Source organism: Xanthobacter agilis, from assembly GCF_021730435.1.
GTDB lineage: Bacteria > Pseudomonadota > Alphaproteobacteria > Rhizobiales > Xanthobacteraceae > Xanthobacter > Xanthobacter agilis.
The window spans coordinates 34897-59139 of the sequence record NZ_JABWGX010000008.1; the positions used below are offsets into that span (position 1 = coordinate 34897).

The 24243-nt window shown below is 68.5% G+C and carries 24 protein-coding genes; 8 read left to right on the top strand and 16 right to left on the bottom strand.

What is annotated here, in order from left to right; all coding sequences use genetic code 11:
* Window positions 1-78: 78 nt before the first annotated feature.
* The 6 genes from HUW53_RS07615 to HUW53_RS07640 all read right to left on the bottom strand — a co-directional run bounded on the left by HUW53_RS07615 (window position 79) and on the right by HUW53_RS07640 (window position 6274).
* Entirely contained in the window at window positions 79-1071 is a 993-nt protein-coding gene (locus tag HUW53_RS07615; RefSeq protein ID WP_237345154.1) for a beta-ribofuranosylaminobenzene 5'-phosphate synthase family protein, read from the bottom strand.
* Window positions 1068-1502, bottom strand: coding sequence for an HIT family protein (locus tag HUW53_RS07620; RefSeq protein ID WP_237345155.1), 435 nt, complete (start codon window positions 1500-1502; stop codon window positions 1068-1070). Before HUW53_RS07620 ends, HUW53_RS07615 begins: the two co-directional genes overlap by 4 nt.
* Before the next feature lie 147 nt (window positions 1503-1649).
* Entirely contained in the window at window positions 1650-2441 is a 792-nt protein-coding gene (gene pstB, locus HUW53_RS07625; RefSeq protein ID WP_307499941.1) for a phosphate ABC transporter ATP-binding protein PstB, read from the bottom strand.
* 329 nt (window positions 2442-2770) lie between these two features.
* Window positions 2771-3598, bottom strand: a complete 828-nt coding sequence (locus HUW53_RS07630) for a transglutaminase-like domain-containing protein (RefSeq protein WP_237345156.1) — start codon at window positions 3596-3598, stop codon at window positions 2771-2773.
* A gap of 180 nt (window positions 3599-3778) precedes the next feature.
* Window positions 3779-4729 carry an alpha-E domain-containing protein gene (locus HUW53_RS07635; RefSeq protein WP_237345157.1) on the bottom strand — a complete coding sequence of 317 codons (951 nt, stop codon included), beginning with the start codon at window positions 4727-4729 and terminating at the stop codon, window positions 3779-3781.
* A 129-nt stretch (window positions 4730-4858) separates the two neighbouring features.
* Window positions 4859-6274, bottom strand: coding sequence for a circularly permuted type 2 ATP-grasp protein (locus HUW53_RS07640; RefSeq protein ID WP_237345158.1), 1416 nt, complete (start codon window positions 6272-6274; stop codon window positions 4859-4861).
* 170 nt (window positions 6275-6444) lie between these two features.
* Between HUW53_RS07640 and HUW53_RS07645 the strand changes: the two genes are divergently transcribed.
* Window positions 6445-7203 (top strand): competence/damage-inducible protein A, encoded by a 759-nt coding sequence (locus HUW53_RS07645; protein WP_237345159.1) that lies wholly within the window; start codon window positions 6445-6447, stop codon window positions 7201-7203.
* A gap of 177 nt (window positions 7204-7380) precedes the next feature.
* Window positions 7381-7815 carry a c-type cytochrome gene (locus HUW53_RS07650; RefSeq protein WP_237345160.1) on the top strand — a complete coding sequence of 145 codons (435 nt, stop codon included), beginning with the start codon at window positions 7381-7383 and terminating at the stop codon, window positions 7813-7815.
* 84 nt (window positions 7816-7899) lie between these two features.
* Here the strand turns inward: HUW53_RS07650 and HUW53_RS07655 are convergent, their stop codons facing one another.
* Complete coding sequence (locus tag HUW53_RS07655) at window positions 7900-8628, bottom strand: cytochrome b/b6 domain-containing protein (RefSeq protein ID WP_237345161.1); 729 nt, start codon at window positions 8626-8628, stop codon at window positions 7900-7902.
* Window positions 8629-8877: 249 nt separating this feature from the next.
* Here HUW53_RS07655 and HUW53_RS07660 point away from each other — a divergent pair, with 249 nt between their 5' ends.
* The 3 genes from HUW53_RS07660 (at window position 8878) to HUW53_RS07670 (ending at window position 10510) form a co-directional block, all read left to right on the top strand.
* A complete protein-coding gene (locus tag HUW53_RS07660; RefSeq protein ID WP_237345162.1) occupies window positions 8878-9258 on the top strand; it encodes a hypothetical protein in 381 nt (126 codons plus the stop codon).
* A 181-nt stretch (window positions 9259-9439) separates the two neighbouring features.
* Window positions 9440-9610 carry a hypothetical protein gene (locus HUW53_RS07665; RefSeq protein ID WP_237345163.1) on the top strand — a complete coding sequence of 57 codons (171 nt, stop codon included), beginning with the start codon at window positions 9440-9442 and terminating at the stop codon, window positions 9608-9610.
* Between the two features lie 30 nt (window positions 9611-9640).
* A complete protein-coding gene (locus HUW53_RS07670) occupies window positions 9641-10510 on the top strand; it encodes a group III truncated hemoglobin (protein WP_237345164.1) in 870 nt (289 codons plus the stop codon).
* Between the two features lie 90 nt (window positions 10511-10600).
* Here HUW53_RS07670 and HUW53_RS07675 read toward each other — a convergent pair whose 3' ends face one another.
* The 7 genes from HUW53_RS07675 to HUW53_RS07705 all read right to left on the bottom strand — a co-directional run bounded on the left by HUW53_RS07675 (window position 10601) and on the right by HUW53_RS07705 (window position 18442).
* A complete protein-coding gene (locus HUW53_RS07675; RefSeq protein WP_370877786.1) occupies window positions 10601-11350 on the bottom strand; it encodes a tetratricopeptide repeat protein in 750 nt (249 codons plus the stop codon).
* A 581-nt stretch (window positions 11351-11931) separates the two neighbouring features.
* A complete protein-coding gene (locus HUW53_RS07680; protein WP_237345166.1) occupies window positions 11932-13551 on the bottom strand; it encodes a bifunctional aminoglycoside phosphotransferase/ATP-binding protein in 1620 nt (539 codons plus the stop codon).
* Between the two features lie 29 nt (window positions 13552-13580).
* Window positions 13581-14039 carry a hypothetical protein gene (locus HUW53_RS07685; protein ID WP_237345167.1) on the bottom strand — a complete coding sequence of 153 codons (459 nt, stop codon included), beginning with the start codon at window positions 14037-14039 and terminating at the stop codon, window positions 13581-13583.
* A 6-nt stretch (window positions 14040-14045) separates the two neighbouring features.
* Window positions 14046-14894 carry a hypothetical protein gene (locus HUW53_RS07690; RefSeq protein WP_237345168.1) on the bottom strand — a complete coding sequence of 283 codons (849 nt, stop codon included), beginning with the start codon at window positions 14892-14894 and terminating at the stop codon, window positions 14046-14048.
* 215 nt (window positions 14895-15109) lie between these two features.
* Entirely contained in the window at window positions 15110-16174 is a 1065-nt protein-coding gene (locus HUW53_RS07695) for an NAD(P)-dependent alcohol dehydrogenase (protein WP_370877787.1), read from the bottom strand.
* A gap of 193 nt (window positions 16175-16367) precedes the next feature.
* Window positions 16368-17249, bottom strand: a complete 882-nt coding sequence (locus tag HUW53_RS07700) for a PPC domain-containing DNA-binding protein (RefSeq protein WP_237345170.1) — start codon at window positions 17247-17249, stop codon at window positions 16368-16370.
* Window positions 17250-17317: 68 nt separating this feature from the next.
* Entirely contained in the window at window positions 17318-18442 is a 1125-nt protein-coding gene (locus HUW53_RS07705) for a lysine-2,3-aminomutase-like protein (protein WP_237345171.1), read from the bottom strand.
* 160 nt (window positions 18443-18602) lie between these two features.
* Here HUW53_RS07705 and HUW53_RS07710 point away from each other — a divergent pair, with 160 nt between their 5' ends.
* The 3 genes from HUW53_RS07710 (at window position 18603) to HUW53_RS07720 (ending at window position 21389) form a co-directional block, all read left to right on the top strand.
* Window positions 18603-18926, top strand: coding sequence for an XdhC family protein (locus HUW53_RS07710; RefSeq protein WP_237345172.1), 324 nt, complete (start codon window positions 18603-18605; stop codon window positions 18924-18926).
* Between the two features lie 121 nt (window positions 18927-19047).
* Window positions 19048-19758, top strand: coding sequence for an XdhC family protein (locus tag HUW53_RS07715; protein ID WP_237345173.1), 711 nt, complete (start codon window positions 19048-19050; stop codon window positions 19756-19758).
* Window positions 19755-21389 (top strand): NTP transferase domain-containing protein, encoded by a 1635-nt coding sequence (locus HUW53_RS07720; RefSeq protein WP_237345174.1) that lies wholly within the window; start codon window positions 19755-19757, stop codon window positions 21387-21389. The genes HUW53_RS07715 and HUW53_RS07720 overlap by 4 nt, the downstream gene beginning before the upstream one ends.
* Before the next feature lie 106 nt (window positions 21390-21495).
* Here HUW53_RS07720 and HUW53_RS07725 read toward each other — a convergent pair whose 3' ends face one another.
* Both HUW53_RS07725 and HUW53_RS07730 read right to left on the bottom strand, forming a co-directional pair.
* Window positions 21496-23493, bottom strand: coding sequence for a methyl-accepting chemotaxis protein (locus HUW53_RS07725; RefSeq protein WP_237345175.1), 1998 nt, complete (start codon window positions 23491-23493; stop codon window positions 21496-21498).
* 106 nt (window positions 23494-23599) lie between these two features.
* Complete coding sequence (locus HUW53_RS07730; RefSeq protein WP_237345176.1) at window positions 23600-24070, bottom strand: DUF488 domain-containing protein; 471 nt, start codon at window positions 24068-24070, stop codon at window positions 23600-23602.
* Between the last annotated feature and the right edge of the window lie 173 nt (window positions 24071-24243).

Sequence of the window (24243 nt, forward strand, 5' to 3'; positions counted from 1 at the left end):
GATGTGCCCGGGGATGGTTCTTCACATGGTCCAAGACCGGCCGGCATTGCGCCCGGTCGCGAAGTTCGTGGCGAGCGGTCAGATGGGGCGCGCCCCGTGTGCCTGGATTTCGGCGCCGCGATTGTTTCCTGCCACGCAATCGAATGACAGGTTTGTGGACGATGCGAAGCGCTGGCGCAAGGCCTGCACCAGCGCTTCAGCCTGGGCCGGCTGGCCCACGATGGCGAAGCCGGTGGGTCCCCACGAGCTTTGGCCGACTCCGGGCACGCCCTGGCTTTCGACGAAGGCGATGGCTTCCGCCACATCGGGGCTGCAGAAGCGCCCGCCGCCTTGGGCGACGGCATAGTGATCCCCGAGGGCCCGCTGCCACTCGCCGATGGCGCTGCCGAAGGCCATCACATCATCCTCGGCCAGTGCCGGCAGGGCCTTGAGCAGCATCAGGTGGCACAGATGCGCCGCCAGCGCCGCGGGGAACGGCGGCAATTCGGCCATGGCGCGGGTCTCCACATCGCCGCTGAGGCCCTCGCGGCTCGCGTCGAACGCCAGGATCACCCGCCAGCTCGGCGGCAGCGGCAGCCGCGACAGCAGCGGCGGCGGCGCCAACCGCGGACCCGCGGTCGGCTTGCCGCCGTCCAGGATGACACCGCCCTGGGTGAAGGCCTCAAGACCGATGGCGGACCTGAGACCGCGGCCCAGCAGCGTCGCGACCGCGCGCGCATCGAGATCCTGCCCGGACAGCCGCGCCACCGCGACCCCCACGGCAAGACCGAGCTGGGTTCCGGAGCCGAGGCCGCCATGGGGCGGCAATGCCGAATCGATCGTGATCGCGAAGGGGGTCGCAACCCCAAGGGCCGCGCGCACGCAATTGCGCGCCCAGGCGGCGCGCTGGGCATCGGGGCCGGTTGCGCTGTCGCTTTCCGCGCGGGCGACGGTGACGGTGGTGACCGGCCGGTCGAGCGTGATGCCGAGGCTGCCGAAGCGGCGGCCAAGGGCGCCACCCAGGTCGAGAAAGCCCAGATGCAGCCGCGCCGGCGCCCGAATGGTCAGCGCGGCATCACCTGAAGCGCTCACTGGCCCAGGGCGGCGCGCAGAAGCGCCGCGTGCTCGGCCAGGATCTCGGGCTTTTCCATGGCGCTGGCCGGCGGCTTCATGGGCACGCCAAGGTGACGCGGGATGATATGCACATGCAGATGGAACACCACCTGCCCGCCGGCTTCCTCGTTGAATTGTTGGATGGTCACGCCATCCGCCTGGAATGCCGCCTTGCCGGCGATGGCGATCGTCTTGGCGATTTTGTGCACATAGGCGAGGTCCTCGGGGTCGATGTCGAGGATGTTGCGGGCGGGCGTCTTGGGAATCACCAGCGTATGGCCGGGGCAGCGGGGCATGATGTCGAGGAAGGCCAGTGCCCGGTCGTCCTCATAGACCTTGTGCGCCGGCAATTCGCCGCGAAGAATCTTGGCGAAGATGTTGCTGGGATCATATGCCGGCGCATGGGACATATCGGCCTTCCTCCTGTTTCGCGAAGGACATTGCAGGGGCGCGCCGAGGGGTCAAGGGGCACGGCGGGCTTATCGCCCCGGAAGGGGCCATGCCCTTGCGTCCGCGTAAACAGGCGACACGTCCGGCCCCAGCCGGCCCCTGCCGGCTCAGCCGAAGCGTCCGGTGAGGTAATTGTGGGTGCGCGGGTCCTTGGGGCGGGTGAACATGTGGTCGGTGGAGCTGAACTCCACCATCTCGCCCAGATACATGAAGCCGGTGAAGTCGGAGACGCGCGCGGCCTGCTGGAGATTGTGGGTGACGATGACGAGCGTGTAATGGGCACGCAGCTCCAGCATCGTTTCCTCGATCTTGGCGGTGCTGATGGGGTCGAGGGCGGAACAAGGCTCATCCAGCAGGATCACGTCGGGCCGCACCGCAATGGTGCGGGCGATGCACAGGCGCTGCTGCTGCCCGCCCGACAGGCCGAGCCCGCTCGCGTTCAGCTGGTCCTTCACCTCTCCCCAGAGCGCGGCGCGGCGCAGCGCTTCTTCCACCCGCGCGGCCACCTCCGATTCGGGAGGCGCCTCGTTGATCCGCACGCCCATGGCCACATTGTCGAAAATGGACATGGGAAAAGGTGTCGGGCGCTGGAAGACCATTCCGATGCGGGCGCGCAGCGCCGCCGGATCGACGCCGGGGCCGAGGATGCTGGCCCCGTCCATGAGCACATCGCCGGTCACCCGCTGGTCAGGGTAGAGCTCGAACATGCGGTTGAACACCCGCAGCAGCGTGGACTTGCCGCAGCCCGAGGGGCCGATCAGCGCCGTGATCCGGCCGGTGTGAAGGAGTATCGACACGTCGTGCAGGGCGCGGCGGTCGCCATAGTAGAAGTCGAGATGCCGCGCTTCCAGCTTCACGGGAAGCGTGTTCTCCTTCGCCTGAGGGCCTCCGGTTCCCACGCCTTCCTTGCCCACGCCTTCCTTGCCCACGCCTTCCTTGCCCGTACCTCCCGAGCCCGCGCCTTGGGCGTCGGGAGGCAGGACCTCGGAAGCCCCAGTGCGCGGCGCCGCTGCTTCCGGGCCGCGACTCGGGGACTGGGCGGACGCAGGGGCGCTTGCCTGCCGGGGATCGGCACCCGTTGCGCTCGGCATGTGCTTGGACATGGCCGTCACCCTCCGTGTGGCCTCGAAAGAGCCTATCATGGAGGTTGTTCCATCGTGCCATTATGACAATCGGCCCTACGTCGCCATTTGTCTGTGCAGCAGTGCGATCTCAAGGCGGAACGATTTCAGTTCTGGCCTTGGCTTTGGCTCTGAACGGCCCGCGTCGGAACGCGGCCGTCCTGCGCGCAGACGCTTTCGCGGCACTCGAAGCCGGTGCTGCGCATGGGCGCGACGCCGAACGCATCGAGTCCGACCGCGAGCCGCACATAATTTTCCGTGGTGCACAGATTGCGGCCCGGATCGAATGCCACCCAGCCGATTTCGGGCACATAGGCTTCCGCCCAGTGCCGGGCGGTGCCCTCGTCATCCTCGGCGAGGTATCCGGAGATGTGGCGGGCGGGACTCCCGAGATGCCGCGCCGCCGCGGTGAACAGGTGGGCAAGCCCGCCCGGACACGACGCCTTGGCGACGAGGGCGTCGTGGGCCGACATGGGCATGATGGTGGGCGTGGGTTCAATCTCGGCCACGGTCTCGTGCAGGTGCACCATCAAGGCATGGAGGCGGCTCAGGGGATCCGGGGAGGCGTCCTTCACGCTGTCGGCGAAGGTGATCACCGCCTCCGTGGGGTGGGCGAGGGACGTTTCGCGCAGGTAAAGCGCCGGCGGAAACGGCTCCACCGTTCCGCGCACGATCCCGGTGGTGTCGAATGTCTCCACCTCGCCCTCGGCGACCACGGTCACGTGGTCGGTGGGTCCGTCCACGCTGAAGGCGTGGCAGAGATTGCCGAAGGCGTCCTCCAGGGGGTGGAGGCGGCCATCACTGTTGAGGTCAAGGGTCCAGCGCTGAATGAACTGGCCCTCGTGGGGGCGGGGCGTGAGGCGCACCGTGACCGACAAATTGCGGCTGCCGGGCGCGAAGCGCTGGGTGATCTCGTGGCGGATGCGGACACGCATGGGCGGACCCTGAAGATTGCCGAACTGAAAGAACTGGAGCGAATTTTGTTCGCCTGAGCGGAACGTTATTCGCTCTCACCTTTTGCATCTCCGCATCTTCTTTACGCGAAACAGGCTCCGTTTCGCATGGACGATGCCTTGACGCTGAACACATCAGCGAAAAATGCGCGGATCCGCCCCTCAGGTGAGATACTGCTCCTTGATCTCCGCGCCCAGCTTGTTGTTGTCGGAAATGAAGCCCGAGATGAACTCGTGCAGGCCGGTCTGGAAGATGTCCTCGATGTTGCGGTTGGTGAGCCGCGCCAGCATGGACCGGGCCAGCCGCTGGGAGGGGCCCTGCCGCCCGTAGGCGGAGGCGATGTCGTCCAGGTTGCGCGCGAGATTGTCGTAGCAGGCGGCCAGCGAACGCGGCATCTGCCGGTTCAGGATCAGGAGGTCCGCCACCAGCCAGGGCTTGACGCTGTCCCGATACACCCAGTGGAAGGCGGTGAGCGCCGACACCGAGCGCAGGATGGACGCCCATTGGAAATAATCGAGCGGGCCGCCCACATGCTCTTTCTCCGGCAGCAGCACATGATATTTCACGTCGAGGATGCGGGCGGTATTGTCCGAGCGCTCGAGCTGGGCGCCGCAGCGGGAGAACCAATACGCGTCGTTGCGCAGCATGGTGCGGAAGGTGGCGCCATCGAAGCGCAGCGAGGTTTCCTTCACAAACGCCAGGAAACGCGAAAGCTCGTCGCGGGTTAGCGCCCGGTTGGGGAAATTGCGCAGCTCGATCCAGGCGGTGTTGATGACCTCCCACATCTCGGAGGTCAGCGCCGTGCGCACGGAGCGCGCGTTGGTGCGGGCCACCTCGAAGCAATTGCGGATGGAGGAGGGGTTTTCCGCCTCGAACGCGAGGAACGAGACCACCTGTTCCTCCTTGGCCTCCTCCAGGGGTCCGTAGCGTTCGGTGAACAGGTCGGAGACGCCGGCGGTGAGCACCGCCGATCCCCATTCGTTGGTGGAGCCGCCATAGGTCACAGGCGTGTAGGCGAGCCGCTGCGAGACGTCCAGGATGCGCGCGAGGCAGTCGGCGCGTTCGACGTATCGGCTGAGCCAGTAGAGATTGTCAGCGGTGCGGGAGAGCATGGAGAACCCATCCGGAGGAGGAAGAGACGGGGGCGTCGTGGCAGGGCGCCCGCCGGCGATGTGTTCGAAGGTCACTTGCGGCGCTGGGATATCGCGCCGCGACCTCAAGTCATGCGTCGAAAATCTAAATCACGCGTCGAGCACCCATGTGTCCTTGGTGCCGCCGCCCTGGCTCGAATTGACCACGAGGGAGCCCTCCTTCATGGCCACGCGGGTCAGGCCGCCGGGCACGATGCGCACCTTGTCGGAACCGGACAGAATGAAGGGCCGCAGGTCCACATGGCGCGGCGCGATGCCCTGCTCCACCAGCGTCGGGCAGGTGGACAAGGCGAGTGTCGGCTGGGCAATGAAATTGCCGGGATCGGCGATGAGCTTCTCGCGGAATTTCTCGATCTGCGCCTTGTCGGCGGCCGGGCCCACCAGCATGCCGTAGCCGCCGGAGCCGTGCACTTCCTTCACCACCAGCTCGGGCAGGTGCTCCAGCACATATTTCAGGTGGTCCGCCTCGCGGCAGCGCCAGGTGGGCACGTTCGGCAGCAACGGCTCCTCGCCCAGATAGAAGCGAATGATCTCCGGCATGTAGGAATAGACCGCCTTGTCGTCGGCGACGCCGGTTCCTACCGCATTGGTGAGGGTGACGTTGCCGGCCTGATAGGCGCTCATGAGGCCGGGCACGCCCAGCACGCTGTCGGGGCGGAAGGCGAGGGGGTCCAGGAAGTCGTCGTCGAGCCGGCGGTAGATCACATCCACCCGCTTCGGCCCCTCGGTGGTGCGCATGAAGACGATGCCGTCCTTCACGAACAGATCGCGGCCTTCCACCAGGTCCACGCCCAGCTTATCGGCCAGGAAGGAGTGTTCGTAATAAGCGGAATTGTAGATGCCGGGGGTGAGGATCACCACATTGGGCTCATGCCCGCCATGGGGCGAGAGCGAGCGCAGGGTGGCCAGCAGGTCGTCGGCGTAGTTCTCCACCGGCGCGACCTTGTGCATGGAGAACAGCTCGGGGAACAGGCGCAGCATGATCTCCCGGTTCTCCAGCATGTAGGAGACGCCGGACGGCGTGCGCGCGTTGTCTTCAAGCACATAGAAGGTGTCGGGGTCGGTGCGGACGATATCGATGCCGGCGATGTGCACATAAAGATCATGCGGCACGCGCTGGCCGTTCATCTCCGGCCGGAACGCCGGGTTCTTGTAGACGAGGTCTTCGGGAACCACGCCGGCCTTCAGCACTTCCCGCTTCGAATAGACGTCGCGGATATACATGTTGAGGGCCTTCACCCGCTGCTCGAGGCCCTTCGACAGGCGCCCCCACTCATCCTTGGTGAGGATGCGCGGCACGATGTCGAACGGGATCAGGCGCTCCTGGGCGTTCTGCTCCCCATAGACGGCGAAGGTGATTCCGATCCGCCGAAAGATGTATTCCGCTTCCTTGCGGCGGTGGTCGAGCACGTCCTGCGGGACGGTGCTGAGCCACTGCTTCAGCGTCTCGTAGGCCGGTCTCACATGCCCATTGGTGCTGGACATCTCGTCGAACGCTTGCCGCATTGGGACTGTCACTCCACGTCCGCTGGTCTCAGATTCAGAACGCTACAAACATCGTGCCAAAGAAGTGATAAAGGGGAAAGGCTTCCTGGCTGCGACGCTCTCGCTTTATAGGTGGGTGCGATTTAGGCAGATCTGGTGAAGGTGCCGCTGGAAAGGGCAGGTGATGCGTCATGAGTGAGGCAGACGGCGCGCAAATGGTCAGCGCAGGATTGGTCGTCATTGGCGACGAGGTCCTTTCTGGCCGGACCAAGGACAAAAACATCGGCCACATCGCCGAACGGCTGACCGAGATCGGCATCGATCTGCGGGAGGTGCGCATCGTGCCCGATGTGGAGGAGGACATTGTCGCCGCGGTCAACGCGCTGCGTCATCGCTTCACCTATGTCTTCACCACCGGTGGCATCGGCCCCACCCACGACGATATCACGGCCGATTCGATCGCCAAGGCTTTCGGAGTCAGCATAGACATAGATCCGCGCGCCCGCGCCATGCTGCTCGAATATATTGCGGAGAAGGATCTCAACGACGCACGATTGCGCATGGCGCGGATCCCGGCCGGGGCCTCCCTGGTGGTCAATGCGGTGTCCAAGGCGCCGGGATTCCGGATCGGCAATGTGATCGTGATGGCCGGCGTGCCCCGCATCATGCAGGCGATGCTGGAGGCGGTGCTGCCCGAGCTGGACAAAGGCCGCCCGATGCTCTCGCAGACCGTCCTCGCGGACGCCAAGGAGGGAGACATCGCCGCGCCGCTGGCGGAGATCGCTAAGCGTCATCCAGATACCATCATCGGATCCTATCCGTTCCGCGACGAGGATGGGCGCTTCAAGACTCATCTGGTGGTGCGCGCACGGGAGCAGGCTTTGGTCGGCGCCGTGGCGGACGAGGTGCGGGAGATGGTGCAGGGCGTCCAGAAGCTCCTTGGCTCCTGATCGGAGACGCCGGTTCTCGGAGGAGCCTGCTGGCGCCTTTACATGGCAAGATGCGCCCAAAGTCGAGGGCGGCAATTGGCCGCCGCCTCGCTCGCGGAAGCGTGACCTTATGGTGGTATTCCCGCATTGGAATATTTGTAGGGTGTGGCCTCCTGCGAATCCGCATTGGAGCCGAAGATGCGTCTTTCCGTGACCGCCGCTGTCGTGGCCGGGCTTGTCGCCGCCACCGCCGCTTATGCCCAGACCAATGTCCTCCAGCAGCGCCGCGCTGCGATGAAGGAGATTGGGGAGCAGACGGACATCGGCGCCTCGATCCTGAAGGGCAAGGTGCCGTTCAGCACCGAAAAGGCTACGCTGATCTTCCAGACCTACAAGGATAAGATGGTCGGCCTCGAGAAGCTGTTCCCGCCCGGTTCCGACACGGGCGAGACCAAGGCCACCGCAGCGGTGTGGACCGATCGCGCCGGCTTCGACGCGGCGATCGTCAAGTTCAATCAGGCGGTGGCCGACAATGCCGCCAAGGGCGTGGTCGACGAAGCCGGCTTCAAGGTGGCTTTCGCCGCCGTGGCCGAGAATTGCCGCGCCTGCCACCAGACCTTCAAGTCTCGCTGATCGGGGCTGGTTCCCGTCGCAGTCTCGTGACCCCGCCGGGCGTTCCCTTGGGAGCGCCCGGCTTGTTTTTGCGGGCCCGCGCCGTCAGCCAAGTCGGGTGATGGCGAACACGGCTGCCGCCGCGATGGCCGCCAGGACCAGCGCGAGCGGCAAGGGGGCGAGGCGGGGCGCGGGAATGCCAGGGGGCAAGCGCTTCCAGCCGGTGATCATGGGCCGCACCAGATCCTGTCGCAGCAGCACCGCATAGGCGATGATGGCCGCGACGTGCAGCGCCACCGCGATCACGATCAGATCGAACGAAAGGCCGTGCAGCACGGTGATCTGGTCGCTCACCTCGCCGCTCACCAGATCGGCGAGGGGGCCGCCCGTGAACAGGCCGTCATTGGAAAACAGGCCCGATACAGTCTGGAACAGCAGCAGCGCCAGCAGCGCCAGCACCATATAAGCACCGGCGGCGTTATGGCCGGTCTCGGGCTCGCCCTCGCGCTTCATCACATGGCGCAGGTGGGCGATGGCGGCGCCGGGCGCGCGCACGAACGCGGAGAAGCGGGAGGTTTCGCTCCCCGCGAGCCCCCATAGAATGCGGAACCCCACCAGGGTGAGGATGGCGTAGCCGGCATAGAAATGCCAGTCGATCCATCCGTTGCGCGCGGTCACATAGGACGTGACGACCAGCGCCACGAGCGCCCAATGGAACAGCCGCGTGGGCGCATCCCAGACCTTGATCCAGCGCCAGGCGCCGGTTTTGGTGCTGCGGGCGTCGGCTGTGGCCGACGGGCTGGGCGCGGCGTCGCGCAGCAGCGTTTCGGTCATCGATTGCCTCTCATGGCCGTGGGACGCGCCCAGACCTGGGCGCGCACGGGTTCCATCTTTACCGGCGCGGGCGCCGCGAGAGAAGGCGAGCGTGTCAAAACGGGGCGGGCCGGCGCGACTTTTCATGTTCGCGCGGGTGCGAAAGGGATAAAGTGGCGGCATGGTCACGCGCCGTTTCGGGGCGTGCAAGACGCGGGTCGTGCGCGGATTTTGCATCGCGGTGCCGCGTATTTTGATTGTGAGATTGCCATGACCGAGATTGCCGACGATGGCGCCGCCGCGCAGGCGGGCGCACCCACGGATCAGGAGACCCAGGCGCCGGAGCAGTTCCAGGTTCCGCCGGATGCCATCGCCCGTTGGGCGGCTCTGGAAGAAGGAGTGCCCCTGAAGATCACCCTGACGCGCGAGGATCTTGACCATCTGCTGCTCGGCCTGAGAAGCCTTGCCATCGGCCAGAGCGAGCTGGTGACCGCGCTGACCGGGCATATCAATCAGGATGCGCAGGCCAGCGCCCGCGCGCTGTTGACCGCCGACCAGATGTGCGTCGCCGCCTACAATCGCATCAATGCGTTCATCACGGTGCTGATGATGGCTGCGACCCCAAAGGGCGAGAGCCCCGACCAACCCTAGTTGCCGTGCCCGGCCGCCGGCTCGAATGGTGAATTCTTCATCGTGCATAAAATTCGGGCGCAAGGGGTGTCGCCGGAGTCTTGTGCGCGGCAGGGGGGTCTTCTAGGGTCGTTATATAATTTTCATGCAAGACGCTGGCTGCCGCGCCATCGGGTGGGCATTCGGCGGGAAGGGTTATTCCATGGCCTCCCACAAGGGCGATGTGCCTCTACCTGTGCGTTTCGTGCCGGGCACGGCGGTGCGCGTGCGCCCGCCGTGGCAGACGACCGCGAAGGCGGTTGCGCGCTCCAGGGCGGGCATCCGCCTGGTGGCGTCCAATACGCCCGACTGCAAGGATGAGACCAAGGATTGAGGGCGCTTCCGGCGCCGGAGGGTGGACCCCATGACCATCTCGACCACGGCCCCGTCGGCCGTTCCTCACGCAGGCCCCGCGCTCCATCTGCCGGCGGCCAACGCGGCAACGGCGGATTTCGCTGGCGTGGCCTTCGTCGGCGCGCCCCATGCGCCGGCGCGACCGGGCATCTTCATCCTCACGCGGGCCATCGGCGGCTTTGCCTATCCGGCCTATGTGGGTGAAGGCGACGACATGGCCGCGGCCGAAGCCGCCGCGCGGGCCTTGTGGCCGGTGGAGGCCGCGCTGATCGACGGCGTCTTCCACATGGAGCGCGCCAATGCGCGTCTGCGGGCCCATACCCTGCGCGACCTGATCGCCAAATATGATCCGCCGCTGAACACGGTCGGGCGCAAGGGCCCGGCGTCACCTGAGATCGCGGCGATCATTCCCGATCGGGCCGAGGGCTGGCCGGAGGGCGCGCGCGAGCAGCTCGCCACTCAGATCCACGCCACCGAGGCGGACCTCGAACGCTTGGTGAAGGAGTTCTACGCGTCGGCGGGGGCCGATCCGGTGCTGGGGCCGGTCTTCACCCGCGCCATTCCCGATTGGGACGAGCATTACCGCATCGTGCAGAATTTCTGGTCGCGCGCGCTGCTGGGCACCAGCCGCTATACTGGAAATCCCTTCTCCGCCCACATCATGCTCCAGCTCAAGCCAGAACATTTCACGCGCTGGGTGGATCTCTTCAAGGCCACCGCCCGCAAGGTGCTGGAACCGGCGGCGGCGGACCGCGCCATTGCCAAGGTGGAGCACATGAGCACCTGCTTCCAGGCCGGATTGTTCCTGCCGAGCCTCGATGCGCCCGCCAATGCCCCGGTGGTGGGGCATCACGGGATGGCCGGCGCGCCCCCGCGCTGACGGCGCACCACGGAACGGGCTTCAACCTGGACGGCGGCGCCGGCGCGAGAGATCGCCGGCGCTCGGTCGCGTTCCGGGAGGGGAGCAGATTCAGGGGGCGGGTGTCGGGCCTTCTTCGGCCATGGAGACGCGGCGTTCGGCTGCGGCCTCTTCCTCGGGGCTCAGGGTCGCGCGCACCGCATCGAAGAAGCGGTCCGCGAGCGGGCTGTTCCCGGCTTTTGCACGCAGCAGCCAGGCGAATGCGGCGACGCGATCACGCGGCACGCCCGCGCCGAGGTGATGGGCCGCCCCCAGCAGGGCCTGCCCGTCGGGATCTCCGGCTTCCGCGGCCTTGCGCCACCAGTTTGCCGCCTCGCTATCGTCAGGCGCGGTGGGCGCCGCGCTCACGGCGTCGAGGTGGGCCATGAGGCCGAGGCGCGTCATGGCCGAGCCGATCCCCTGGGCGGCCGCGGCCGTGGCCCAGCGCTTTGATTCGGCCGGATCGGACGGCACGCTGGTGCCTTCGAACAGAAGGAAGCTCAGCATCTCCTGAGCGGGAGCATCCCCTGCCTCGGAGGCAAGGCGGTAAAGCTCCAGGGCACGGGTGGTATCCTGTGCACCGCCAAGGCCCTTCAGGCACAGGCGTGCGAGGTTGCGCTGGCCGACCGGATCGCCGGAATCGGCCGACAACTCCAGCCATTCCCGCGCCAGTTCAAGGTTTTGCTCGACCCCCAGGCCGTCGATGAAGCAGGCGCCGATGTTGTTTTGTGCGCGGCCGTGCCCTTCGCGCGCCAGCGGCTCCCAAATGGAAAGGGCAGTATCGTAGTCGCCCTTCTGCGCGGCCACGAGGGCGCTGCGCATTTCCTCCTCGGCGGGCGGCCAGGGTGGTGGCGGCGCGGGGATCTCCAGGGCTGGCACGGGCTCGGCGGCGGAAGCGGTGGTGGTCGCCTCGGCAGGGGGCAGGGCAGGTTCGACGCCCTCAGGGGCGGTGGAACGGTCGGGCATCGGGCGATCCTCGGGGGTCTGGGCTTCGTCGGCGCCCTTGCCTTTCAGGCGGTCGAGCCAGCTCATGGGGTGTCTCCTGCGGCGGCGGAAGCGGCACCGCGACGGGGGACGCAGGGGGAAGGGGCCGGTGCGGCGGCGAGGCCCTTCGGCGCGCGCGCTCCGCCCGGGACACCGTGATGGTATCCCGTTTTCGGCCAACGGGCGGGAACGCGCGTCATGGGGTCCTCTCGCGTTACAAACCGGAGCGGGGCGCGGCCACTCGGGACGGCGACTCCCCGGCGATGGTCAATCTGGCGGCCGGCCGCCTGGGAGAGGTGGCCACCGCACGCATGCGCCGCGCCGCTCGCGGTGGGAGGTTCCGCGAATCAGCCCCAGCGACATCCGTGTCCAATTGTCTCTGTCGCGAATGAAATAATCGTTGTCTTCAAGGGCCAAAATCAACCGGCGGCGAGGCGGCGCCAGTCGATAGACCCGAGATCGTAGGCCTGCTGCTGGCGTGCCACGTCGGCGTCGGCGTCGGAGGCATCGGCGCGCCTCGTCAGGCGGCGTTCCACCCGCTCGACCCGCACCGACAAGGGCGCCTCCAGCCAAAGGCCGTAAAACGGGACCCCGATGGCGTGGGCGAGAGCCTCAGCGTCGGCGCGTTCGTCCGGACGGGCGTGCACGGCGTCCATGATGACGCTCTGCCCGGTGGCGAGGGTCCGGGCGGCGAGCTGGCGCAGGCGCCCATACACCTGCGCGGTCACCTGCGGTGCATAGGCGGCTTCGGGAAGGGGGGCGTTCTCGGGCACCCCGAAGAGGCGCTTGCGTTCGACATCGCTGCGCAGCACCACGGCGCCGGGCGCGCGGCCGATGAAGGGGCCCCAGCGCAGGGCGCGGGTGGTCTTACCCGTTCCCGAGAGGCCCCCGATGGCAACAAGGCCGCGCGCTTGCGAAAAGAGGCCGGTCGGCGGTGTTCCGGCAAAGTCCGTGGTGACCTCGGGCGGCAGCGGTCGGGGCTCGGGCGGCGCCGGCTCCGGGGCGAGAAACAGGCGCGCGGTTTGGAACAGGCGGCGGATGCGGCGCGCGGCGTGCTCCCGCTCCTGGCCCGCAAGATGGGCGAGCCCGGCGGCCTCGACCTTGGCCCGGATGGCGGCGCGAAGGGACAGAAAGAAAGGTAATGCGGCGAGGCCGTCCAGGGCATCGTCCTGCTGCTGCGCCCACAGATAGCGGTTGAGCACGCCATTGGCCGGCGCGAACAGGCCCCGCTGCCACAGGTCCATCACCAGGAAAGCCAGATCGTAGAGCACGTCGCAGATGGCGATGTCGTCGTTGAACTCGATGGCGTCGAACAACACCGGCGCGCCGCGCAGAAGCACGATGTTGGCGAGGTGAAGGTCTCCGTGGCAGCGTCGCACGAAACCTAGATCGGCGCGCGCGCGCAGCAGGGGCGTGAGCCGGTCCAGCTCCCGTTCCGCCATGGAAGCGAGGGCGGAGACTTGGTCCGGCGGAAACAGATCCGGTTGGCCGGCGAACACGACCCGGTTGTCCGCAAGGTAGCTCGCGAGGGAGGGCACCACGTCGTGATCGCGCCGCACCGGCGCCCGGTCGTGGGCGTGTGCCACCGCGGCGGCAAGTGCCGTCAGCAGCGGACGGTCGAGACTCTGGCGCGATGCGACCTGGTCCAGGGTGTCGGCGGGATCGAAGCGATGCATCTTCACCGCATACTCCACCACCTCCCCGGCGCCGCCGAGGGCGTAGCCGTCGCCATCGCGGGTGATGGGGACCACCCCGATATAAAGCTCCGGCGCATTCGCACCGCTGATGGCAATCTCGGCGGCGCAGGCGGCCTTGCGCTTCTCCAGGGTCGAGAAGTCCATGAACGGGAAATAGACGGCGCGCTTCACCTTGTAGGCGAACGGGCCCGCCAGGAACACGGCGGCGCCGTGGGTGTCGATGCGGCGCACCTTTTCACCGGGCGGCAGGTGATGGCTCGCGGGATCGGACAGGAAGCGGAACACCGGGTTCTGGTCCGCGACCACGTGGTCATTCCGGGCGGCTGGCGATACGGGGCTCAAGGCCGCCTCCGGGTGAGAATGGCGCGGGCTCAGCGCTCCTGCGCCTTGGTGTGGAGCAAGGCCAAGGTGAGCGCCTGACTGAACAGGGTCGCGGCGGGGCCGGCGAGATTGCCGCGCACCAGTTGCACAATCCCCCCCGCCATCAGCCCGAGGAATGCGGCGTTGGTGAGGTCCATGCGTCCAGCGCTGGCGGCGGAGATCCTGGCATCGAGACGCCCGACCGCTGCGGCCATCGTGGCGATGGGAACGCGTGTCGCGTGGCACGCCAGCGTCAGGCCGACATGGTCCAGCGCTGCCGAGATCTCCGCCCAGGGGTCGCGATGGGTCAGAATGAGGCTGTTGCCGCGGATCGCCACGGTGACGCCGTCCAGCTCCTCAAGGCGCGCCGCGCATGACCGAAGAACCTCGGCGTCCGTCTGCCCCAGGGGAACAAGGCGCGTGCGCCCTGGCAGGGCGTGGGCGATGCGCATGGGAATGCGGTCGGGCATGATCCCTTAGCTCTCCGCATCCGGCTTCACGGGCGGCTCGACAGCGGCCACTTCGGCAGCAGCCGGAGCCGGTGTCGCCTTCGTGCGCTTCGGCCTGACCCGCTTGGGAGATGCCGGAGCGCTCGCCTTGCTGTCCGCTGCTTTGCTCTTGGTGGCACTCTTCGTGGCGCTCTTGGCCGTCCGGGCGGCCTTCGGGCGGGGGACCGGAGTCGGCGCGCTCTCGAGTGGTGCCTCGCTTTCGGGGGCGGGCGTTGCCGGCGCGGACTTGACCCTGCGGGCGGAAGGCTTGGCGGGGGTGGTGCTGTCGTCCTTGGCTGCGGCGCCGCGGCTGCGCGCGGGCTTCGCCGCCGGGGCAGAGGCCGCGGGAGCAGGTGCGCGCGCGGCGACGCGGCGCGTGCCGCGGGAGCGGCGGGTGGTGCCGCGCAGCACGGCTTCCGTTGCGCGCGCGGGCGGCGGGGCGGGAAGATCCTCGTGCCCCGTGGCGTCCTCGGCCTGCGCGGCCCCATCGCCGGGAGGCGTCTCCTTCCACAGGCCCTTGGCCGTGTACTCGGCGAGGTTTTCGGCGCCGCGCCGGGCGGTGGTCGCCGCGGCAGTGACGGCAGCCGCCACCTTGCCGGCGGCCGCGCGGACGCCGCTGGCGGCTTCCCCCACCAGTTCCTTCACCTCGTCGGAGGTCTTGGTCAGGGCCTCGGTCGCCGCTTCATGGCTGGCCTTGCCGGCCTCCGCCGCGCCCTTCGCAGCCCCTTTGGCGGCGGGCTGAGCCGCCCGCAGCAGGCGCGGGCCGGCGGCGACAGCGCCGGCACCGAGGGCCAGACCCAGTAGAAAACCGCCACGCAGGAGGAAAAAGGGAACCATTCTGAACGACCTTGTGATCCGTGCCCGCATCACCGCCGACGCCGACGGCATCCCAGGAGCGCCCCGACACCACTGCGCGTGCTGCAGAAAGCACGTTCGCGCAAGACACTAGAATGTTTCCCGGCCGGTAGGGAACCCGCAAAACGCTCTAAAGTGACCGCGCTGAAAGGATCGGCGCGGCGGAGCCGGAGCGTTCGGCTCCGCCGCGGGTTCCGCTATGGCGTGATGGCGACCTTCAGCACGCCGTCCCGCTGGTGGGAGAACAGGTCGTAGGCGGCTTCGATATCGTCCAGCTTGAACCGGTGCGTGACGAGGGCGCGGGCATCCACCCGCCCGGAGGCCACCACGTCCATGAGCCGGCGCATGCGCTCCTTGCCGCCGGGACACAGGGAGTTGACGATGCTGGTGTCGCCGAGGCCGGCGTAATAGGCGTCGAGCGGGATCTTCAGGTCGGTCGAATAGACCCCGAGGGACGACAGGGTTCCACCCGGCCGCAGGACGCGCAAGGCGGCCTCGAACGTCTCCTGGCGGCCCAGTGCCTCGATCGAAACGTCCACGCCGCGCCCGTCGGTCAGGCGCAGGATTTCCTCCACCGGGTCCACCTTGGAGAAGTCCACCACCTCGTCGGCGCCCATGGCGCGGGCGACCTCAAGGCGCGCCGGCACCCGGTCCACGGCGATGATCCGGGTGGCGCCCATCAGCCGCGCGCCCGCGGTGGCGCACAGGCCGATGGGCCCCTGCGCAAACACCGCCACCGTGTCGCCGATCTGGATCTTGCCGTGCTCGGCGCCGGAGAAGCCGGTGGACATGATATCCGGGCACATGAGCACCTGCTCGTCGGAGAGCAGTTCCGGCACCGGGGCGAGATTGGCCATGGCGTCGGGCACCAGCAGATATTCGGCCTGGGCGCCATCAATGGTGTTGCCGAAGCGCCAGCCGCCCATGGGCTTGAAGCCGTGCTTCATGCGCGGGCCGTCCTGGGAACCGCAGCCGCACAGGCAGGCGTTGGAATAGCCGGAGGGCGTGATAGCACCGGCGATGACGCGCTGGCCCTCCTCAAACCCTTCCACCGCCGAGCCCAGCTTCTCGATGATGCCCACCGGTTCGTGGCCGATGGTGAGGCCCCTGGCCACCGGATACTCGCCCTTGAGGATGTGCACGTCGGTGCCGCAAATGGTGGTGGTGGTGATGCGGATCAGCGCGTCGAGCGGTCCGACATCGGGGATGGGCTTTTCGTCGAGCACGATGCGGTTGTTCTCGACAAAGATCGCCGCCTTCATCTTCGGCCGCTGGGGGGATGGGCGTTTCGATGCGGCGACCGGCTGCTCAAGGATGTCCGACATGGCCTTCACGCTCCCTTTCGTTGTATTGACCATACGTCCGCTGCCGGACGGTGCATTGACACCGGTCAACGGTGCGGCACCGATTGCGTCTGCCCGGAAACGCGGAAGAAGGTCGCGCGTTCCCGCATGCTCACGCTGGTGAAGCGGAGATCGCGGCGATTTCCTCCACCGCCACCTCGAAGGTGATGCACACCGGATTGGCTCCGGAAAGCCAGCCCTCGGCGCGCACGCCCGAAAGGCCGACGAGGGCGATGTCGAGCTCCGCGGCAAGGACGCCGGCCGCATCGGGCGCGATTCGTCCCTCCCGAACGAACAGTTCGGTGGCCGCGTCGTCCACGGCCGGGGCAGCCTTGAAGCGCGCGCCGATCAGGCTGCCGATGCTGCCGCGCACGCGTCCCGCCGCAAAGCCGTGCCGCTGGCACAGGGCCACCAGCGCCTCGCCGATGTCGATGTTCGGCCGCACCCGCGCGAAGGCGATGCGCCGGCCGGGTTCAGGCGCCCGCAGGGCGTGGGGCGTGAACAGCGTGAACGCGGTTTCGGGATCGAAATCGGCGGTCACGGCGACGTCGGCGGTGCCGTAGGCGCGGGCCGTGATGGGCGCGTCGATGCGCGTGTCGTGGGGCATCACATGGCCACCGCGCCGGTGGCCGTCCGGCTCCCGCCAGAAGGCGTGACAATGGGCGAAGGGGGCGCCCTCCCTGCGGCCGAAAGTGAGGCATCCGGCTTCGATGGGGCAAGACCGCTCCGGGGTGACGGGCGCGCTGTACCAGGCGGCGTGGAGGCCGTCGGTGGCCGCCGCCGGCATGACATAGGTGAAGGGGAAAAAGGCGCCGCCGGACATCTCGACCTGAGCGGCGCTGAAGCCGGCCGCCAGCAGGGGGCCGGTCACGGCGGCATTGAGGGTCAGGCCCGGCTCCAGGATGAAATCGAGGACGGTCAGGCGCCCCACCGCGCTCACCACCCGTTCGTTCGGCGCCGGCCCCGGCTGTTGCAAATATCGCCCCGCCGTCATCCGCGTTCCTCCCGCTTTTGCCCGGTTATACGCGTCCGGGCGGCAGGCGTCGCGGCTCGGCGCGGGTCTCAGGCCGCTCCATCCTCGGGCGGATAGAGGTGGACGCCGCCGCAATTGTCGGTGACGCGGAAGCGGGCGCCCAAGGACGTGTCGCCGGCGTTGGAGGCGTCTTCCAGATGGTCGGGCAGCAGCGGCACCTTGCCGGCGCCGCCGGGAATGTCGAGCACATAAGTGGGTAGCGCGAGGCCGGAGAGCCGCCCCCGCAAGGCTCGCATCAGCGCCTGTCCCTCGCGGATGGAGAGGCGGAAATGGCCGGTGCCCGGCGCAAGGTCCGGATGATGCAGGTAATAGGGCTTCACGCGGCATTCCACGAGCGCGCGGAACAGGGCATCGAGCGTGTCCACATCGTCGTTTACCCCACGCAGCAGCACCGTTTGCGACACCAGCGGCACGCCGGCATCGGCCATGCGGGCGAGGGCGGCGCGGGCGTCCGGGGTCAGCTCGCGGGCGTGGTTGGCGTGCACCGCCACATAAGAGGCAAGGCCCGGCGCCTTCAATGCCTGCACGAAGTCGGGGCTCACCCGGTCCGGGGCGGCAATGGGCACGCGGGTGTGGAAGCGCACGACCTTCACATGGGGAATGGCGGACAGGCGACCCACCACCTCCGCCATGCGGCGCGCGGACAGCATGAAAGGATCGCCGCCGGTGAGAATCACTTCCCAGATCTCGGGATGGTTGGCCAGATAGGCGAAGGCGGCATCCAGCGCCGCCGGCGACAGCATCGCCTCGGCCCCCGGCCCCACCATTTCCCGGCGGAAGCAGAAGCGGCAATAGACGGCGCACACGGCAACGATCTTCAACAGCGCCCGGTCCGGATAGCGATGCACGACGCCCGGCACCGGCGCGTGGGCGTCGTCGCCGATGGGGTCGGCGCGCTCCTCGGGGCGGACATCGAGTTCACACGGGTCGGGCACGAATTGCCGGGCGATCGGGTCGGCGTTATCCGCCGGGTCGATGAGGCTGGCCAGGGGCGCCGTGACCGCGACCGCGTAGCGCCGCGCCACGGCTTCGACATCCGTTGCCGCCGCGACGAGGCCGGCCTCCGCCAGCTCCTGCGGCGTGCGCAGGGTGGCCGGGTGCAGCGGCTGGACGGCGGCGGGGGGCGAGGCGGGGCGGGCAGTTATTCGCGGCATGGTATCTTCTCGGGCGGCCCGCGCTCGACCGGAAAGGGCGCGCGGGAACCGGCCGCGGGGGCTGACAATGGCCGGGCGGCGGGGGCATCTATATAGCCGACACGCGCGCGCGGCCACCTCGGCTCCACCGATCCATGCCCGCCGCCGAAGGAGAGGGGCCATGTTCGCACGGGAAGACGACGTTCTCGACGCGGCCGAACGCTGGCGGCGGGAGGGGCGGGGGGTCGCCCTCGCCACGGTGCTTGAAACCTGGGGCTCGGCGCCGCGCCCGGTGGGCAGTCGGCTGGTGATCGACGACGCCGGCAATTTCCTGGGCTCGGTGTCGGGCGGCTGCGTGGAAGGGGCGGTGGTGACCGAGGCGCTGGATGTGATCGCCTCCGGCGTGCCGAAGCGGATCGACTTCGGTGTCGCCGACGCGGCGGCCTGGACGGTGGGGCTGTCCTGCGGCGGACGTATCTCTGTCTATGTGGAGCCCGTGGCTTGACAATCTGACGTTCCACATCCGCGATTAGCGTTATATCCCACGGGGAAGAAGACTCTTGCGGCGGCTCGGCCGCCGTGCGATCCAGATCCTCAGGCGGCGGCTGGCCGCGAAGGTTTTTGTGATGCGTCTCGATCTGCTTGCCGCCCTCAATGCCGAACGCGCCGCGCGCCGGGCTTGCGTGGTGGTGACGGATCTGGCGAGCGGCGCGCAGCGGTTGGTGCGCGCGGCGGAGCTGGACGCGGAACGGGCTCAGGACCCGCTGGCGCCGGCCATGCGGTCCGCGCTGGCCGAGGGGCGCAGCACGCTGGTGGCGGATGGCTCTTTCCTGGCCGTGGACGTGCCGCCGCCGCGTCTGCTGCTCATCGGCGCGGTGCATATTTCCCAGGCGCTGGCGCCCATGGCGCGGATCGCCGGCTTTGACACGACAATCCTGGACCCGCGCACCGCCTTCGCCACGCCGCAGCGCTTTCCCGATGTGCCGGTGATCGCCGAATGGCCGGACATCGCCCTGCCGTCCTATGGCCTTGATCCGTTCACGGCAGTCGCGGCGCTGACCCACGACCCCAAGGTGGACGACCCGGCGCTGGAAGCCGCGGTGGCCGCGGGCTGCTTCTATATCGGCGCGCTGGGTTCGCGGCGGACCCATGCGGCGCGGCTTGAGCGGCTGGCGGCGCGGGGCTTTTCGGCGGAAGCGCTGGCCGACATTCACGCGCCCATCGGGCTCGCCATCGGCGCGGCCAGCCCGCCTGAGATCGCGGTGGCGGTGCTGGCGGAGATCATCGCCGCTCTGCGCCGGCCCGCCCTGGCGCGGCTGAAGGGAGCGGCAGCGTGAAGTTCGGTTCCCTGCCCCTGGACGGCGCGGAAGGAGCCATCGCCGCCCATGCGGTCCGGCTCGAGGGGATGGTCATCAAGAAGGGCACGCGACTCGGCGCGGACGAGATCGCTGCGCTGCGCGCGGCGGGCTATCGCGATGTGGTGGCGGCGCAGCTGGAGGAGGGCGATCTGGTCGAGGACGCGGCGGCCATGATTCTCGCCGATGCCGTCGCCGGTGCCCAGGTACGGGTCGACCGGCCCTTCACCGGCCGCTCCAACCTCTACGCCGCATGCGCGGGCGTGCTGCGGGCGCCGCGCGCGGCCATCGATGCCTTCAACGGGGTGGACGAAGCCATCACCCTGGCGACGCCGCCGGATCTGCGGGCGGTGGCGGAAGGGGAGCTGATCGGCACGGTGAAGGTCATTCCCTATGCGGTGCCGGAGCATCTGGTGGCGAAGGCCGCGGCGCTGGCGCCGGGGCTCTTGTCGGTGACGCCATTCCGGCTGCGGCGGGTGGCGGTGGTGTTCACGCTGCTGCCGGGCCTGTCGGACAAGGTCACGGCCAAGACGCTGGCGGTGACGCAGGCCCGGCTCGTGCCCACCGGCGCGCAGATCTGCCACTCGGCCTCCTGCGCCCACGAGGTCGGTCCGCTGCGGAACCTGTTACGGGATGTGGTTGCGGAGGGCGCGGAGCTGGTCATCGTGTTCGGCGCGTCGGCCATCGTCGATCGGCGCGATGTGGTGCCCTCCGCATTGGTGGAGGCGGGGGGGCAGGTGATCCGGCTCGGCATGCCGGTGGACCCCGGCAATCTGCTGCTGCTCGGGCGGCTGGGCGATGTGCCGGTTCTGGGCGCTCCGGGCTGCGCCCGCAGCCCCAAGGAGAACGGCTTCGACTGGGTCTTGACGCGCCTTCTGGCCGGCATCGAGGTGACCTCGGCCGATATCGCCCGCCTCGGCGCTGGCGGGCTGCTGGCGGACATCCCCTCCCGGCCGTCTCCGCGTGGCGCAGCGGAAGGGGGGCGGGCCGGTGGCTTCGCTGCGGTGGTGCTGGCGGCCGGGCGCAGCTCTCGCATGGGCGGCGGCGTCAACAAGCTGCTGGCGCGGGTTGGAGGCGTGCCCGTCATCCGCCGGGTGGTGGAGGCGGTGCTGGGCTCGCGGGCGCGCCCGGTGCTGGTGGTGACCGGGCATGACAGCGACCGTGTGGCGGAGGCCCTGGAGGGGCTACCGGTGCAACTGGTGCACAATGCGGATTACGGAAGCGGCATGGCTTCATCGCTGGCGGCCGGCATTGCGGCGGTCCCGGAGGACGCAAGCGGCGCCCTGGTTGTGCTCGGTGACATGCCGCTGATGCGGGCAACCCTGCTCGATCGCATCCAGGACGCCTATGCGCCCGAGGAGGGACGCTTCGTCGTGCTCCCGGTGTCGGGGGCGGCGCGGGGCCATCCGGTGCTGTGGTCGCGGCGCTATTTTCCGGAACTGATGGCGCTCAAGGGCGACGTGGGCGCCCGTCACCTCTTGGTGCAACACCGTGAGGCGGTGGCGGAGATCGATGCCGACGGTGAAGGGGCGTTCCTGGACGTTGATACGCCTGAAGCGTTGGCGCGGGCGCTGGCCCTCGCCGCGCCACGCACGGAGGATGCCGGCGGCTAGAGCGAAAGCCGGTTGCACTGGCTCGCGTCGTCCACACTCCGTTAGGGGGTTTCGCATTTTCTTCAGCGAACCCGAATCCGCGTCGTTTGAAAAGGCTCTCGCGGCCTCAGGCGCTGCGGATGGCCGCGAGGAAATGCTCCACCCGCTGGCGCAGGTCCCGCGCTTCCCGCGACAGGTGGGACGCGGCCTCGAGCACCTGTCCGGCATCCCGGCCGGTGGCGGTGGCGCCCTGGCGCACATCCACGATATTGCCGCTGACCTCGGCCGTGCCGGCCGCCGCCTGCTGAACGCTGCGGGCGATCTCCTGGGTTGCGGCGCCCTGCTGGGTCACGGCGTCGGAAATGGCTCCGGAGATGGTGTTGATCTCCTCGATCACCGCGCCGATCTCATGAATTGCGCTCACCGCCGCCTTCGATGCCTCCTGGATCGCCCGGATCTGGGCCGAGATGTCCTCGGTGGCGCTGGCGGTTTGACCGGCGAGGGACTTTACCTCCTCCGCGACCACCGCGAACCCCTTGCCGGCTGTTCCGGCGCGCGCCGCCTCGATCGTCGCGTTGAGGGCCAGAAGGTTGGTCTGGTCGGCGATGGCGTTGATGAGGCTGACGATTTCCGAAATTCGTGAGCTCACTGCCACAAGGCTCTGAACCGTGCCGTCGGTGTCCCGCGCGGCGGTGGCGGCGCGCTCCGCGACCGCCCGCGAGGTGTTCATGCGGCTGGAAATCTCGCCGATGGAGGTGGCAAGCTGCTCGGATGCGGCGGCGACGCTGCGCACGTTGGCGGAGGCCTGTTCGGCCGCGGCAGCGGCCCCCTGGGCGTTGCGGGCGCCGGTATCGGCGGTGCCAGTCAGGGAGCGCGCCGTCGTCTCCAGCGTCTGGGCGGCGGTGGCGACGAGATCGAGCACACCGGTGATGTCGCGGTTGAAGGCCGCGACTAGGCCGTCGACGGTTTCGGCGCGCCGGCACTGGGCCTGCGCCGCCGCGTGTGCCTCGGCCTCCAGTTCCGCGCGGGCCGTGGCGTGTTGCTTGAAGACCTGCATGGCCTGCGCCATGGCGCCGATCTCGTCGCGCCGCGCGAGGTCGGGGACGGCGATGGACAGATCGCCTTGGGCGAGGCCGTTCATGGCCGTGGTCATGCGCGCCAGCGGGCGGCCGATGGCGCGATGCAGCAACTGGCTGAGCAGCACCGCACAGGCCAGAGCTGCCACCAGCGTGCCCGCGATCGCCACCATGCGCAGTTCATATAGGCCAGCGAAGGCTTTCTGCGGGTCGATCGCCACCGCCAGGTGCCAGTCAGCGCCCTCCAGCTCCTTCAGCGGCACGAAGGCGACCAGCATCTCGTGTCCCCCGATGCTGGCGCTGGTGATCTGGGTGGAGATGGGCGGCGCCTTGCCCGAGAACAGGTCGGAGAGGCTTTTGCCGACCCATTGATCCTGCGGATGCACTTGGATCGCGCCCTTGTCGTCCACCAGGAAAGCGAAGCCCATGCCGCCGAAATCCACAGCGGCGAGATGGGTTTGCAGGGCCGAGACGAAGAAATCGCCGCCGATGACGCCGACCAGGCCATCCTTGGTGCGCGCCGGTGTGGCGACGGTGATGACCAGCCGGCCGGTGGTGGCATCCTTGTAGGGCGGCGTCAGGACAACTTTGCCCGCGCGTTCGGCGGCCTGATACCAGGGGCGCGCGCGGGGGTCGTAGCCAGCCGGCATCGGCTCGGCCGGAACATGGAGGAACACCCCATCGGGGCGGCCGATGTACACCTCCTTGAACGCCCGCAGCAGCTCCCGATTGTCGATGAGGGAGGCGGCGGCGCCGGGATCGGCCGTGATCGCGTCCGCCACCTCCTCGATCAGCATCACCCGTGCCGCGAACCAGTTGGCGACCGAGGTCGCGGCCAGGGCGCCGGCGGTGTCGAGCTTGGCTTCCACCTCCCGGGTCAGCAGCGCCTGCTGGTGCCTGTCGATGAAGAAGGAGAAGGCGAAGAAGGCGAGCATTACGGCAAGGGAGACGGCCAGGATGATGCCGCGCAGCATCCGCTTGCCACCCGCTTCAGCCCCACTCCGCCGCTCACCCAAAGCCGTGATTGGGGAGATGGATAAAGCCGTCATGCTGGTCGCTTTCGTCGGCGTGGAAAATACGCTTCCACTGACCTATGACGCTACCTCGCAACCAAGACCGCCATGTGAAGCCGGCGGCGCCTTGCCGTCGGCGGGGCTAGAAGGGAGCCGCCACCAGATGGCGGGCGGGAAGGTCCAGCCGCTCGCACAGCCACTGGGCGAGGCGCAGGCGATGGCAGCCCTCCACATGGCGCTCGTAGCACAGCAGGCACAGCCGCCGCCCGCGCGCCAGGTCCGCCAGCTCCTCAAGGGCGGCCTGGGCCGGAGCGGTCGCAAGATGGGCGTCGTAGATGCGCATCAGCGTGTCGTGATCGCCGGAGCGGGCGGCCAGGCGACCGTCCTTCGGCGTGCCCAGAGCCTTGAGATGGACATAGGCGATGCCGTGCTCGGCGATGCCGGCGGCCAGCGCCGTCTTGGAAAACCCCGGCCGGCGTGAGGCCGCCACCGCGCGCACGTCCACCACCAGATCGACCCCGGCACCAGTCAGGGCGTCCTGGAAGGCGAAGGGCGTGGTCTGCTCATAGCCGATGGTGAAGAGCGCGGTGGGGGTGGTGGCGGGACGGGTCATCCGTGAATGATGGCGCCTTGCGGCCGCCCCGTCACCACAAATGCGGAGCGTGGTCCTGCCGCGTTGCACAAGAGTTGGAGCGTCGCCGTGTGAGATGTGGTGTGTGGGCGGTCCCTGAACAACGATGACGGGCGAGCCATGAAAGATGGTGTGCGGGCGCCTGTGGAATGGAA